The following is a 15,539-nucleotide window of genomic DNA, read 5'->3' as shown; positions in this document are numbered from 1 at the left end:
ATTATTCACTTTATAATTTGCTATCTAAACGACTTTTGTATTAAAATTTCCCAAATACAATAAAAAAGCGGATCATCAATTACGAGATTTAAGTAGCTATAGGTTTATTATCCTTTACTAATTTAAAAGGATCAACAATTTTAGTATCAAAAAATAAAGGAGAGAATCTATTCTTTATTTTTAATTTGCTCTACTGTAATTTTTTGTTGTAAAGAATGTACGACAGGTCCAAATTGATTAAAAATAGCAACATCTGCAGCATCAAGGCCATAACCCACGGTTACATACCCTCCTTTTGTACCGGTTTGGGTCGCATCAAAAACATACCAACGTCCTCCAACATAGGCTTCAAACCAGGCATGCATATCCATCGGTTTCAAATTATGCAAATAGCCAACTACCATACGAGCAGGAATACTTAAACTTCTGCATAACGCGATTCCTAAATGTGCCAAATCTCTACAAACACCTGAACATTTCTGATTGACTTCTATAGCCGAAATTGGATAATCACTACTACCAGGAATATAACTAATATTATTACGCAGCCATTCTTCTATAGCAAATACTTGTTTATAACCAGGCGGCTGATCTGCAGTAATAGAGTTTGCCATATCATTAAAACGGTCCGACTCACAATACCTACTCGGTAATAAATAACAAAGCACATCGTTTGGTAAATTCTGAATTTCTACAAAACTCGCATTGAAATCCACATCTACAAATTCAGAAGTTTTTACATCTGAAGTTGTATGAATTAAAAAATCACCTATTGGAGCAACAAATCGCTGGCATAGATTACCATAACCATCTGTAAATTCAACAATTGGCACATTTGGCAATATTTTGAATTCGTCGCGTTCAATCCATTGCTCTGCACCACTACGGGGACGTAACATTAAAATAAAAGGTGTTGGACTTTCTATATTGAAAGCCAAGTCACAACTAATTCGTAACCACATAGATGAAGCTTATTAAATGCAATTTATGTTCCCAAAATTAGAAACTATTAAATATAGATGATTAAGAATACAAACGTGTTGAATTATATTTATTAATTGCACCCTAAATTTAATTAAACAATAATAATACAATCGAATAATTGGTGATTATGGAGTGCTTTAACTTACACATGCTTATTCTTTTTTTTATAAAAACTGTAAATTTTAAAAATGAAACCAAGGACTACGCAAAAACCTACTAATTAACTGATTTTAAACAGACAACAGCTTATCATAAAAAACCTTATGCCAAATTATCAGAATTTCGGAAAAGAAAGCATTACTTTATACTAACGATTAATAAGCAGAAAAGGAAAATCAAAATTTAATCGAATTTATCTGATATTAATTACACATATAGCCGACAAAAACTTCATCTATAATTTTAACAAATCACACATTAAATGAAATCGTCTGAATTAAAAAACATCATTCAAGGTATTCCTAAAACAGAACTTCACTTGCATATAGAAGGTAGTTTTGAACCTGAGCTGATGTTCGAAATAGCCAATAGAAACAATATAACCTTAGATTATGACTCTGTAGAATCATTGAAGAAAGCGTACAAATTTAATAACCTTCAAGAATTTTTAGACATTTACTATCTGGGTGCTAAAGTATTGATTTATGAGCAAGATTTTTTCGATCTAACTTGGGCTTACCTCACAAAAGTGCACAGTCAAAATGTGGTGCATGTAGAGGTGTTTTTCGACCCACAAACACATACAGAACGCGGCATTTCATTTGAAGTTGTTATAAATGGAATATATAAAGCGCTTGAGAAGGGTAAAAATGAATTAAACATTACATATAAACTCATCATGTCTTATTTACGCCATTTAAGCGAAGAATCTGCATTCGAAACTCTTGAATCTGCTATGCCGTTTAAAGATTGGATTGATGGTGTGGGCTTAGATTCCTCCGAGCTAGGCAACCCTCCAAGCAAGTTTGTTAATGTGTTTAAAGCATCTGCAAAACAAGGTTTCAAATTAGTAGCACACGCTGGAGAAGAAGGTCCTGTTGAATATATTTGGGAGGCTCTAAATCTTTTAAAAGTCGATAGAATAGATCACGGAAATAGGTGTTTAGATGACGAAACTTTAGTACAACTATTAGTCGACAAAAACATAGCCTTAACCTTATGCCCGCTTAGTAATTTAGAGCTTAAAGTGATTAAAAAAATGGAAGATCATAATATTGCTAAAATTCTTGACAGAAGAATTATAGCGACAATAAACTCTGACGACCCAGCATATTTTGGAGGTTATATGAATGAGAATTATTATGAAACGGCCAAAGCGCTAAACTTAAATAAAAATCAATTGATGCAATTAGCCATTAATGGTTTTGAAGCAAGTTGGTTGCGTTCTGAAGCTAAAGAAAAACACATTACTAATGTGAAAAATTATTTTAGCTCTTTAAACTCATAATTAGAACTAAAATTGAATCTATAGAATAACGTAAAAGCTTAAAGCTCGCTGTAAAATGTGGCCTTAAAACAAGAATTGATACCTCATTTAACACTATAATATAAGAACCTAACGTATTTTTAAAATCTGTTAGGTTCTTTTTTTAATTTGTGATTTGGTTTAAAAAAACGTTTATTTATTCTAATACAATTATTAAATCATCTGAGTTTACCATAAACCCTGATTTTAGAATAATTTTCTTCACCGTAGCATCAGCTGTAGCTGTAATTGTAGTTTCCATTTTCATGGCTTCAATAATAAACAACGGTTGATTTTTGGTCACTTTCTCACCACTTTCCACTAATATAGTGGATAACATACCTTGCAGCGGCGCACCTATTTGATTGTGATCTGTTTTATCTGCTTTTACGTTTTCAACCTTATCGACTTTAATAGACGTATCTTTTATATCAACACTTCTACCCTGTCCGTTAACTTTAAAATACACCGTTACCATACCATCGTAATTCGCTTTTCCGATAGATTCTAAAGTGATTAGCAATGTTTTTCCTTTATCTAATTCTACAATAATTTCTTCTCCTAAATCCATACCATAAAAGAAATTTTTGGTAGGCAAGTTCATGAGGTTATCATATTTTAAATGCTTATTAAATGCATCGGTAAATACTTTAGGATAGAGCTGATAAGATAAAAAATCGGTAAAATCAATCTTACGACTTAAATCGTGTTCAAATATTTTCTTGAATGCCTTGTATTCTTCATCAATATCTAATGGCGGAATGTGTGCATTTGGTCTGTCTGTATAAGGTTTCTGATTTTTTAAAATCAACTTTTGAAGTTTCTTCGGAAAACCACCAACAGGCTGTCCAAGTTCACCTTTAAACAAATCGACTACAGATTGAGGAAAAGAAATAGTATCTCCTTTTTCAATCACATCTTGGATTGTTAAATGATTACTTACCAGATATTGCGCCATATCTCCCACGACTTTAGAACTTGGTGTCACTTTAATAATATCCCCAAAAAGGGTATTTACCTCGCCATACATTTTGGTAATTTCATGAAAACGATCTTCCAACCCTAAGGCTTGTGCTTGTGGTTTTAAATTAGAATACTGTCCGCCAGGAATTTCATGTTTAAACACTTCTCCTGAACCTGATTTTAAGCCCGATTCAAATGGGTAATAATAATCTCTTACTGTTTCCCAATAATTAGAATATTCGTTTAAAGAATCAATATTAATATCGCTTGCTCTATCTTGAAATTTCAACATTTCTACAATCGAATTAAAATTAGGTTGAGACGTTAATCCAGACAAACCACCCAACGCAACATCTACCACATCCACCCCAGCTTCAATAGCTTTTAGATAAGTCGCCGATTGAATGGACGAAGTGTCGTGCGTATGTAAATGAATTGGAATGTTGATTTCAGATTTTAATGCCGAAATAAGTTCGTAGGCGGCATATGGTTTTAGTAAACCTGCCATGTCTTTAACCCCTAAAATATGGGCACCAGAATTTTCAATTTCTTTAGCTAAATTGATGTAATATTTTAGATTGTACTTAGTGTTTTCTGGGTTTAGAATGTCGTTGGTATAACAAATAGAACCTTCGGCTAAACCACCAGTTCTAGTTCGAACATGTTCTATACAGGGACCAAGAGATTTCATCCAATTTAAAGAATCGAAAATTCTAAAAACATCGACACCATTTTCCCAAGATTGTTCAACAAATTCACCAATTAAATTATCGGAATACGCTTTATAACCCACACCATTGGATCCACGAATAAGCATTTGCAATAACACATTAGGCATGGCTTTACGCAACAGTTGTAATCTTTCCCATGGATTTTCTTGAAGAAATCTTAAACACACATCGAAAGTGGCTCCACCCCAAACTTCCATACTAAAAATGTCTGGATGATTTTTGGCATAGCCTTCTGCTACTTTTAGCATGTCGTAAGTACGCATTCTGGTAGCCAACAAACTTTGGTGTGCATCTCGCATGGTGGTATCTGTAAAATGAACTTTCTTTTCATTCTTTAACCATTCCGAAAATTTATCTGGACCTAACTTGGTTAGCAAATCTTTGGTACCTTCTGGATAAGCGGCATTAGGATCGAATTTTGGTACTTTAGGTTTTACAAAGGTTTTGGAATGATCTACTTTTTTTACATCAGCATTTCCGTTAACCACAACATCTCCTAAATAGGTAATTAATTTAGTGGCCCTGTTTTTGGGCGCTTTAAATATGAATAAATCTGTATTAGCCTTAATGAAATTTACGGTTACTTTTCCTTGTCTAAAAGTCTCATGTTTTAAAATATTGTCTAGAAAAGGCATATTTGTTTTAACACCTCGAATTCTAAATTCTGCAAGTGCACGACGAATTTTTCTACTAGCGCCATCCAGAGTTCTTCCGTGTGCCGTTACTTTTACAAGCATAGAATCGAAAAAAGGCGAAATAACAGCACCTTGATATATACTCCCCGCATCTAAACGAATACCAAAACCAGCAGCACTACGATAAGCAGAAACGGTGCCATAATCGGGTTTAAAATCGTTTTGAGGGTCTTCTGTAGTAATTCTACATTGTAAGGCATAACCACTTATTTTTATAGCTTCTTGGTTAGGTATTTTAATTTGCTCGTCGGATAATTTATAGCCTCCGGCAATAAATAATTGCGTTTTAATTAAATCTATATTTGTTACAACCTCTGTAACTGTATGCTCTACTTGAACTCTTGGATTTACCTCGATAAAATATATAGCATCACCATCTACCAAAAACTCAACAGTTCCAATATTATTATAATTTACGGCTTTACATATTTTAATAGCATAATTATATAGTGATTCTTTAATTTCAGCTTTCAAATCAAAAGAAGGAGCAAATTCTATTACCTTTTGGTAACGTCTTTGTACCGAACAATCTCTTTCAAACAAATGCACCGTATTGCCGTAGTTATCGGCCACTATTTGAATTTCAATATGCTTTGGATTTTCTACAAATTTTTCTAGAAAAACGGTGTCATCACCAAAAGCGTTTAAAGCCTCTCGCTTACTTTCATTAAAAGCACTTTTTAATTCATCATCTTTTCTTATTACCCGCATCCCACGGCCACCACCACCAGAAGCAGCTTTAAGCATAATAGGATATCCGATTTTTTTAGCTTCGGATAGTGCAACATCTATATCTGTTAGGGGTCTGTCATTACTTTTAATAATTGGAATATCATTATCTACAGCAACTTTTTTTGCCATAATTTTATCTCCCAACGACCTTAAAACAGACACTTTTGGACCAATAAAAACAATCCCATTATCTTCACAGGCTTGTGCAAAATCGGCATTTTCAGATAAAAATCCATATCCAGGATGAATGGCATCTGCACCATTTTCAAGAGCAACTTTTATAATGCTTTGAATATTTAAATAAGGTTTTAAAGGTTCATTATCCTCTCCTATTTGATAGGATTCGTCGGCTTTATACCTGTGTAAGGAATACCGATCTTCGAAGGTATATATACCAATAGTTTTAACATTAATTTCTGTGCAAGCCCTAAAAATTCTAATGGCTATTTCTCCACGATTAGCAACAAGTACTGTTTTAATTTTCAAAATGATATTTTTTTTAGTCAGATAATATTCTTCTTAAATTTAGTGACATTTATTTGTAATGCACATCTTTTATGTATTATTTATACAATGTTTATAGGTAAAATTAAAGATTATTCAATATCTCTTAATTTTTCTTACATTCGATTCGTTTTAACAAATAACAAATCTGTATCTTTTAACAAGCTCAATCAACAAAAAACCAATTATAAAATAGCAGATATTAACACTATGATTGAAGAACATTTAACCGAATATGCTATGTGTTTAAGTTAAAATGCAACATTTATCTCAACTAATGCTCCATTTGAATTAACTACCTAAAGAATGTTAAAGTATATTTCAATCGTTTAAATTAAATTGTAAGTTTAAAAGTACATATTCCCATTCCATGAAGAAAAACCTGATATACTTTGTTCTTTTTTACTTTGTATTAATAGCTCAAATTTGGTCACAAAACCATACAGATAAATTAAAATTTGTTAGTATTAAAGAGGGCATTTCTAAGGTTGGAATATTCACAATTACTCAAGATAGTTCCGGATTTATATGGCTAGGGACAAATGGTTCTGGGCTTTACCGCTTTAACGGTTTAGAATACGATCTCTATAAGCATGTTTTAAACGATTCCACATCTATTAGTAGTAGTTTAGTATATTCCTCTTTTCTAGACGAGAAAGATCGTTTATGGTTTGGGACAGAAGAAGGTCTTAATATATATGATAAGGACAATAATCAGTTTAAAAGAATACCTATTATTGATGCCAATTCTGATAGTACAAATTATTCTATAAGAAGTTTAACAGGCGACAAAAAAGGGAACATATTTATAGGAACTTACGATCATGGTCTCTTTAAAATTGACATAAATACGCTTCAAGTAAGGAAAATTGCAGTCCGCGGATTTAACACCTCCGAAATTATAAATATTAACGCTTTAGAGATTGACAATAATAATAAATTGTATGTAGGAACCAATCTAGGTTTAGCAGAATATAATGAAAGTGATAATACAATCTCACCATTAATTTTTGAAGTTGATATTGATAATAACATCACTCCTAAAGTAATTGATCAGGCAGTAAAATCAATTCTTTTTGATAAAAAAAATGATATTTGGGTAGGTACTACCTCAGACGGTTTAATACATATAAATAGATCTTTAAAAACATCTTTTGAGTTTTCTAAAATAGATATCACCGATAATATAATTTTCTCCATTATCCAGTTATCAGATGGCACAATTATGTGCGGAACAGAGAATGACGGTCTTTTTCATATTGCCTCCAATGGGAATATTTTAAATAATTATAAAGCTAGTAAATCAGATAATGAAAACTTATTATCTAATTCCATATGGTCGTTATACTTAGATAAAAACGAAAGAATTTGGATGGGATATTACAATGCAGGGGTTTCTGTTTTTGATAAATTGTATGATAAATTCAGCCATATAAAAAGCATAAAAAACACTCCTAATTCACTTAAGATCCCTTCGGTAACATCCATTACAGAAACAAATAACGGAAATCTATGGATATGTATGGACGGTGGGGGTATAGATATTTATAACAATACATCCAATTCCTTTACGCATATAAATAAGCTTAATAATGAAGTTTACAAAGGCTTAACTAGCGATTACATCGAAAATATTTTTGTGGACAGCCATGAGAATATTTGGGTAGGGAGCTGGGATAAAGGTTTATATTTTCTTAAAAAAGGAACAAACGAGTTTATTAATTATAATGTAGAAAACTCTAACAATCAATTAACATCTAATACTGTAATGAGTATTGCCGAGGACTCAAATGGCATTATTTGGCTTGGCACATACTATAAAGGACTGCATGCTTTTAATCCGGTAACTAAAAAATTCACACACTACAACTCTAAAACATTTATAGACAACCAATTAACCACCACTAATATAGGTAAGGTATTAGTAGATGATAAGGATAATATTTGGGTAGGTTCTACACGTGGTTTATTTAAAATTGAGCAAAATCTGCACAATAATAAAATGAATGTGATTTCATACAGTGCTAGAATGTCTAAAGATTATAATAATCATACGAGTACAAATCATATTCTAACACTACTCATAGATGTCAGTAAGAATTTATGGATAGGAACACGAGGTGCAGGCTTATGTAAATACAATATTTCAGAAGATAATTTTACTTGGTTTAATGAATTTAACGGATTAATTGAAGACAATGTTTGTTCTATTGTAGAGAGTTTAGATGGCGATATCTGGTTAGCGGGTAACACGGGGATTACAGAATTTAATTTAGCAACATCTAATTTCACTAATTATACAACGCATGATGGTTTACTTTCTAACGACTATAATGTAAACTCTTCTTTTAGAGATAAAGCTGGCAATCTATATTTTGGAAACTTTCAAGGTATCGACTACATTAATCCCAGTAAAATTGAAACCAATAAAAATCTACCTTTTCTATATTTATCAGGTTTTAAACTTGCAAATAAAGATGTTGTCCCTAAGCTAGATAATTCCCCACTTAGCAAAGTGATTTCAGAAACTGAGAGCATTACATTAAATAGTTCTCAATCTGTTTTTACGATAGAATATTCTACAATTAATTTCACAAGACCCGAAGAAAACGAATTTGCATATTATTTAGAAGGTTATGAAAATGACTGGAATTATGTTGGAAAAAACAAGTCTGCTATTTATACAAATCTAGATCCTGGAGAATACACCTTCAAGGTTAAATCATCTAACAATGATGGTATTTGGAATGAAACATCACGAGATTTAAAAATTACAATATTACCGCCATGGTGGAAATCTACTTTTGCTGTTTTCGCTTACATACTATTATTTCTTTTAGCAATTTACCTTCTTAATAAAGTAACGAATAACAGACTTAAAGAGAAACAAGAGATACAAAGTGAACGTAATCTTAGGTTACAGGAAAAAGAATTAAATGAAAAGAAATTTCAATTCTTCACAAACATATCTCATGAATTCAGAACACCTTTAACTTTAATTTTAAGTCCTCTTAAAGATATCCTAAGCGACGAAACGCTTAAATTACCTGAACGCATTAATAACAAACACCGTGTAATTTACAAAAACACAGATAGGCTATATCGATTAGTAAACGAACTTCTTGATTTTAGAAAACTAGAATTGGATAAAATGCATGTCCGAGCACAAGAATTAAATCTTTTAAATTTTTCAAACCAAATATTAAGTCATTTCAAGGAAGAAGCTTTAAATAGAAACATCCAGCTTAGTATAGATGCAGACATAAGAGACTTAACTGTTTGGGCCGACGAAAGTATGCTTGAAAAAATAATTTTCAATTTATTGTCTAATGCTATAAAATTAACGCCAGATGGCGGTTTTATAAGTATGAACATTTATTTAAATGAAACGACTAACATATTACCTTTAATAGATTCCAACAAATCAGTAAAAACGGTTGAAATAGATGTTTCCGATAGCGGCCCAGGACTTGAAAAAGATCAAATAAATAAAATATTTGAGAGATTCTATCAAGTAGATCACATGAATAAAACCTACTATGGCAGTACAGGTATTGGTTTAGAAGTCGTGCAAAATTTTGTGTTTTTACACAAAGGAAAAATTGAAGTTGAAAGCGTCAAAGGAGAAGGCACCACTTTTAAAATCATTCTTCCTGCCGGAAACTCTCATTTTAAGGCAGAAGAACTCTCCATAGAAAAAGAACAAATAGTATCTAAAAAGGATCAATTTACATTAACCAATTTATTAAATTCTGAGCATACTTCAGACGAGATTAAAACAGAAATACTGAGCAATTACACATTACTTGTTGTTGAGGATAATATAGAATTAAGAAATTATTTAAAAAACGAACTAGCACTAACCTATAAAGTTATAGTTGCTAAAAACGGAAAAGAAGGCTATCAAATGGCTCAAGAACATTTGCCAGATATTATTCTTACAGATGTAATAATGCCAGAGATGGACGGATTGGCCTTATGCCAGATGATTAAAAAGGATTTAAAAACGAGCCATATTCCTTTATTAATGCTTACTGCAAAAGCACAAATTGACGACAGAATAGAAAGTATACAGTTTGGTGCAGATGCCTATATGATTAAACCTTTCGACATGCGTTTACTTAAATTACGTTTATCTCAATTAATTACGAGTAGACAGCTCATTTTTAACAAATATTTTAGTGTAATTTCAGATGCCTCGGCAAATGTAAACATGAGTTCATTAGATAAAAAATTCTTAGATAAGGTACTCAATTATATTAATAATAATATAAGTAATCAAGATCTAAATGTCGAGTTACTGGCTTCTGAATTAAACTTAAGTAGAAGCCAATTTTACAGAAAAATTAAGGCTTTAACAAATCAAACAGCGAACGAGTTCCTAAGAAATATTAGATTACAGAAAGCCAAACAGATTATGGAAAATGGAAATTCAAATATTGGTGAAGTTTGTTATTTAGTTGGTTTCTCTTCTGCCTCATATTTCACAAAATGTTTTAAAAGCAACTTTGGTATGTTACCCACAGAACTGAAAATTAAAAAAAACACATCTAAATAAATCAATTACCCCTTACTCAAAACACCTGAATGCTTTTTTGTCACATGATTTTAAACCTTTAAAATCATGTGACACGAAAGCATTCCTCTTTTTACTCAAAAACTAAATAAATAACTGATTATAAGATTTGTACATATTTAATTTTGTCGCAACAACTTAACACAAATGTTGTAAAACACGGAGACTAGAAGCACTTTGCTTCATTTTTTCTAATAATCGCTTAATATTTACCAAAAGAATCCTTAATAAATATTTAACATTGATTTATGAAAATGAATACTAACAATTGGAAACCATTAGGCGAAGTAGTTTTAATAATAATCATTATCTCTCTATTTGTATTCCTTATTGTTTACGTTTTCTAATCCGATAATTCTAAAAAACAAATTAACAACTAAAACCACTTAATATGATAAAACTTAAACTAGCGATTGTGACGTTGGTAATGATATTCACACAAATTGGATTTTCCCAGACTAATACCGTATCCGGTATAGTAAGCGATGAGTCTGGTATGCCAATACCTGGTGTAAGTGTCATTCTCGCAGAATCACAAAAAGGAACAAGTACAGATTTTGACGGTAAATACACCATTGAAAACCTTAACAGTACAGATCAACTTTTATTCTCCTATATAGGAATGACTTCGCAGACCATTACGGTAGGAGGTCAAGCAACAATTAATGTTACGTTAGTAGAATCTCTAGAAGCCTTAGATGAAATTGTTGTTGTGGGTTATGGAGTAACAACACGAAGAAAAGTAACTGGTGCTATTTCAACAGTAGAAGCTGATGTTATAATGAGAACACCTGTAGTATCTGTCGATCAAGCATTACAAGGAAATGCTGCCGGTGTAACCGTTACCAATGCGGGATCTCCCGGTACAAATCCACAAGTTCAAATTCGTGGATTAAAAACATTTGGTAATAGCCAACCATTATTCGTTGTAGATGGTATAATAACTGGAGGGATAAATGAAATTAATCCTAACGACATTGCATCTATGGATGTTTTAAAAGATGCCTCTACAGCTGCAATTTATGGATCTAGAGCCTCGAACGGTGTAGTAATGATAACGACCAAAAAAGGAAAACCAGGTAAAACAAAAGTAACAGTAGACACTTACATCTCGTCTCAAGCCAAACCTGAAACTTTAGATTTACTAAACAGCGATCAGTTTGCTCAATTTACAAGTGAAACATTTGGGCAACCAAACAGATATACTGTCGATCCTGCATCAACCCAATTAAACACAGATTGGCAAGATCAAGTATTTAGATCAGCAATTATGGAAAGTGTTAATGTTGGTGCCTCTGGAGGTAGTGAAGATGCTATTTTCAATATTTCGGCTGGTTATTTAGATCAAGAAGGACTTATTGTTTCAACAGGATTTCAAAGATCAACATTAAGAGCAAACAGTGAGTTTAAATTAGGTAATCGCTTTAAAATTGGTCAAACATTATCTGTAGCAGATTCAGATAAACAAAACGAGCAAGAAGCTGGAGACAGAACTTTAGTAGAGCACATGATAAAATCATTGCCTTATACACCTGTATACGATTCTGCCAACCTTGGAGGGTATGGAGGCCCAAACACTACGCTAGACAACGGTTCTGATGCAGAAAACGCTGTGAGAATTCAACAATTACAAACCAATGAAACCGAAGAACTAAAAATATTAGGATCTATTTACGCTTCGTATGATATTGTTGAAGGACTAAACTTTAGACTGCAATATGGTTTTGATAGATCGACTACTGCGAATAACATTTTCAGACCGTCTTTCAATGAAGGTGTTAATAATAGACCCGCGGCATATGTACAACAAGGTACAAACACATTTAGTTCAGATAACATTTCTGGTGCATTTACCTATTCTAAAACATTTAATGAAGCACATAACTTAGATGTATTATTTGTTGCAGAGGAGTTTAAGAGTACGGCTAGAAATACAGATGCACAAAATTCAAATCCTATTACAGATGCCATTCCTCTTGTACAAGGAACTGCTCAGGTTAATAACACATTATACGAGTATGCACTTCTTTCTTACATAGGAAGAATAAACTACGAGTATATGGGTAAATATTTATTGGCTGCCTCATTAAGATATGATGGGTCTTCAAGATTTGGTTCAAATAACCGATGGGGTACATTCCCAGCTGTTTCTGCAGGATGGATTATTTCTGAAGAAAGTTTTCTTAAAGAATCAAATAGTGTGAGTAACTTAAAATTAAGAGCTTCTTGGGGGGTTACTGGTAACGACGGATCTAATGACTATGTATATTCATCAGGATTAGTTAATGGTTTCAATTATACAGGACTTAGCTATAACGATGGATGGTCTAATTATGGAGCATCTAATCCAGATTTAAAATGGGAGCAATCAACGCAAACAAATATTGGTTTAGATTTAGGATTCTTTAACAACGCACTTAGTATTTCACTTGAATATTATAATATAAACAGTGAAGACATTATTGTGCCTATACCAAATGTTGCATCGGATGGTTTAACAGAAGGATTTACACAAAGAAATGGTGCTACGGCTACGACAGATGGTTTCGAAGCAAGTATTGGATATAACCATAACAAAGGAGGAAATTTTTCTTGGGGGGCAAGTATGAACCTAGGTACATCTAAAAACAGAGTAACAGACTTAGGTGATCTAGACTTTATTGAAAGCTCTACTTTTGAAGGTGAAAACCTGCAAAGAATTACTTTAGACGAATCACTTTACTATTTTTACGGATACCAAACAGACGGACTATTCCAAATTGGAGACGACACCAGTACGCAACCAAATGCAGGTCCTGGAGATATCCGTTTTGTAGACCAAAATAATGACGGTACTATTGATGGTGATGATAATGTAAAAATTGGAGATCCACTTCCTAATTTTACATATGGATTAAACTTAACAGCAAATTATAAACAATTTGACGCCTTAATATTTTTTACCGGTGTTAGTGGAAATGATATCTATAATACAACCCTATATGATTTAGAAGGGATGACCAGATTATTCAATTCAGGAACTGCAGTACTTGATAGATGGACACCTGAAAACACAGGAGCTACAGTACCAAGATTTACAGCTGACCATTCTGATAACGTAAATAGATCTGACCGTTTTGTTGAAGATGGAGCTTATACTAAACTAAGAAACGTTACAGTAGGATATAGTTTAAGCGATCAAGCTTTAAGTTCTATCGCAAAAGGATCTTTTACAAAACTTAGAGTGTATTTATCTGGACAAAACCTAATTACGATAACCAATTATTCTGGTTACGATCCTGAAATTGGAGGAAGTACAGTATCACCTAATCAATTATCAGGAGCAGCGGGTATAGGAATTGACAGAGGTAATTACCCACAACCAAAATCAATAATTTTAGGATTACAACTAGGCTTTTAATCAGAAAAACAAGAAAAGAAATGAAGAAATTTAAAATCACATTTATATTAGGTTGTGTTGCCTGTGCTATGGGAGTAATAGCATCTTGCGATGAATCTGAGTTAGAATTAACAAACCCTAATCAATTGTCGCCAGACACATTTTTCCAAACTAGCACGCAAATAACCGCAGCAACAAATGCTGTGTATGCTTACTTGCAAGACACCGGAAATTATGGTCGGTATCAGTTTTATATCAATGATAACGTAAGCGGAGAAAACTACGCTTCAGGAAATTTGGAAGCTGATAAAGTTCAAATGATTAATAGAGATATAGACGAAGCCAACAACGGTAACAATCAATTTTGGCAACAAAATTACCAAGGAATCGGACGTGCAAATTTTCTAATCGCTAATGAAGACAAATTTAATACAAGCATTCAAGCAGATGAAGCACAATCAAGACTTGGTGAAGCTCGTTTTTTAAGAGGACTTTATTATTTCAATATTGTTACTAAGTATGGAGAAGCGCCTCTAGTTTTAAACTTAGAAACATTTGCAGGAGGAAGACCAAAATCTTCAGTAGAAGATATCTACAATGCCATTATTGCAGATTTACAATTTGCAGCTTCAAACTTATTAGCAAAAGGTTCTCAAGAAGTTGGTAGAGCAACTTCTGGTGCTGCTTGGGCATTATTAGGCAAAGTAATGTTACAAAAAGGAGATGCAGCAGGAGCAAAAACTGCTTTATCGAATGTAACTGGCTATGCACTTGTAGATAATTACCGAGATAATTTTACGGTTGCTAATGAGCATAATAATGAAAGTCTTTTTGAAGTGAACTATGACGAGTCTACTGGACCAGGAGATTCATGGAATCAAGATGGTAGAGGTAACTCTGAAACTACTTTTAGAGCGCAAGAATATTCTGGATGGTACAATGTAAAACCAAGCCCAGAATTGTTAAACGAATATGAAGATGGCGATACTCGATTTGCTGCAAACTTTTACTCTATTAACGACAGTTACAATGGTACAATGACTAACACATATAATAACGGTGAAAGCACATTTGTATCTGGTGGTATTGGTCCAGATGATAACCCAGCATGGAGAAAATACCAAAACCTAGATAACAGAGCTTCTGAAACTACCGAAAGTGGTATTAACGCAAGAGTTATTCGCTACGCAGATGTATTATTAATGCAAGCAGAAGCTGAAATTCGTTCAGGAGGTTCAGAATCAGTTGCACTTGGGTATGTAAACCAAGTTCGCGCAAGACCTTCTGTAGCTTTACCAGCAATTAACGTTACTGGTACTCAAGCCGTATTAGACGCCATAGAACATGAACGTAGAGTAGAATTAGCCGGAGAACAATCAAGATGGTTAGACCTAAAAAGATTTGATAATGACACTTATTTGATGCCAATTCCAAATATCGAATTGCAGGCAAATACCAATTTATAAATTTTGTAGTTTGTTTAGTTTATTTTCAATTCAAAAGAAAACTT

Annotated in this window: 6 protein-coding genes; 4 read left to right on the top strand and 2 right to left on the bottom strand. The window is 32.8% G+C overall.

The window, feature by feature from the left end; genetic code table 11:
* Window positions 1–167: 167 nt before the first annotated feature.
* A complete protein-coding gene (locus R6X41_RS00320; protein ID WP_318496665.1) occupies window positions 168–962 on the bottom strand; it encodes a transglutaminase-like domain-containing protein in 795 nt (264 codons plus the stop codon).
* A gap of 443 nt (window positions 963–1,405) precedes the next feature.
* Between R6X41_RS00320 and R6X41_RS00315 the strand changes: the two genes are divergently transcribed.
* Window positions 1,406–2,431, top strand: a complete 1,026-nt coding sequence (locus R6X41_RS00315) for an adenosine deaminase (protein WP_318496664.1) — start codon at window positions 1,406–1,408, stop codon at window positions 2,429–2,431.
* A 175-nt stretch (window positions 2,432–2,606) separates the two neighbouring features.
* On the opposite strand, the gene R6X41_RS00310 is transcribed toward R6X41_RS00315, so the two are convergent.
* Window positions 2,607–6,056 carry a pyruvate carboxylase gene (locus tag R6X41_RS00310; protein WP_318496663.1) on the bottom strand — a complete coding sequence of 1,150 codons (3,450 nt, stop codon included), beginning with the start codon at window positions 6,054–6,056 and terminating at the stop codon, window positions 2,607–2,609.
* Window positions 6,057–6,444: 388 nt separating this feature from the next.
* Here R6X41_RS00310 and R6X41_RS00305 point away from each other — a divergent pair, with 388 nt between their 5' ends.
* The 3 genes from R6X41_RS00305 to R6X41_RS00295 all read left to right on the top strand — a co-directional run bounded on the left by R6X41_RS00305 (window position 6,445) and on the right by R6X41_RS00295 (window position 15,495).
* Window positions 6,445–10,632: a hybrid sensor histidine kinase/response regulator transcription factor gene (locus R6X41_RS00305; protein WP_318496662.1), complete on the top strand. Its 4,188-nt coding sequence runs from the start codon at window positions 6,445–6,447 to the stop codon at window positions 10,630–10,632.
* A gap of 409 nt (window positions 10,633–11,041) precedes the next feature.
* Window positions 11,042–14,050: a SusC/RagA family TonB-linked outer membrane protein gene (locus R6X41_RS00300; RefSeq protein ID WP_318496661.1), complete on the top strand. Its 3,009-nt coding sequence runs from the start codon at window positions 11,042–11,044 to the stop codon at window positions 14,048–14,050.
* Window positions 14,051–14,070: 20 nt separating this feature from the next.
* A complete protein-coding gene (locus R6X41_RS00295) occupies window positions 14,071–15,495 on the top strand; it encodes a RagB/SusD family nutrient uptake outer membrane protein (protein WP_318496660.1) in 1,425 nt (474 codons plus the stop codon).
* Window positions 15,496–15,539: the final 44 nt, after the last annotated feature.

Source organism: Formosa sejongensis, assembly GCF_033447105.1.
Lineage (GTDB): Bacteria > Bacteroidota > Bacteroidia > Flavobacteriales > Flavobacteriaceae > Formosa.
This window is presented reverse-complemented; position numbering and strand designations above follow the sequence as displayed.

Coding starts and splice junctions, on each gene's coding strand:
- R6X41_RS00320 (WP_318496665.1), bottom strand. CDS start 962: ATGTGGTTACGAATTAGTTGTGACTTGGCTTTCAATATAGAAAGTCCA.
- R6X41_RS00315 (WP_318496664.1), top strand. CDS start 1,406: ATGAAATCGTCTGAATTAAAAAACATCATTCAAGGTATTCCTAAAACA.
- R6X41_RS00305 (WP_318496662.1), top strand. CDS start 6,445: ATGAAGAAAAACCTGATATACTTTGTTCTTTTTTACTTTGTATTAATA.
- R6X41_RS00300 (WP_318496661.1), top strand. CDS start 11,042: ATGATAAAACTTAAACTAGCGATTGTGACGTTGGTAATGATATTCACA.
- R6X41_RS00295 (WP_318496660.1), top strand. CDS start 14,071: ATGAAGAAATTTAAAATCACATTTATATTAGGTTGTGTTGCCTGTGCT.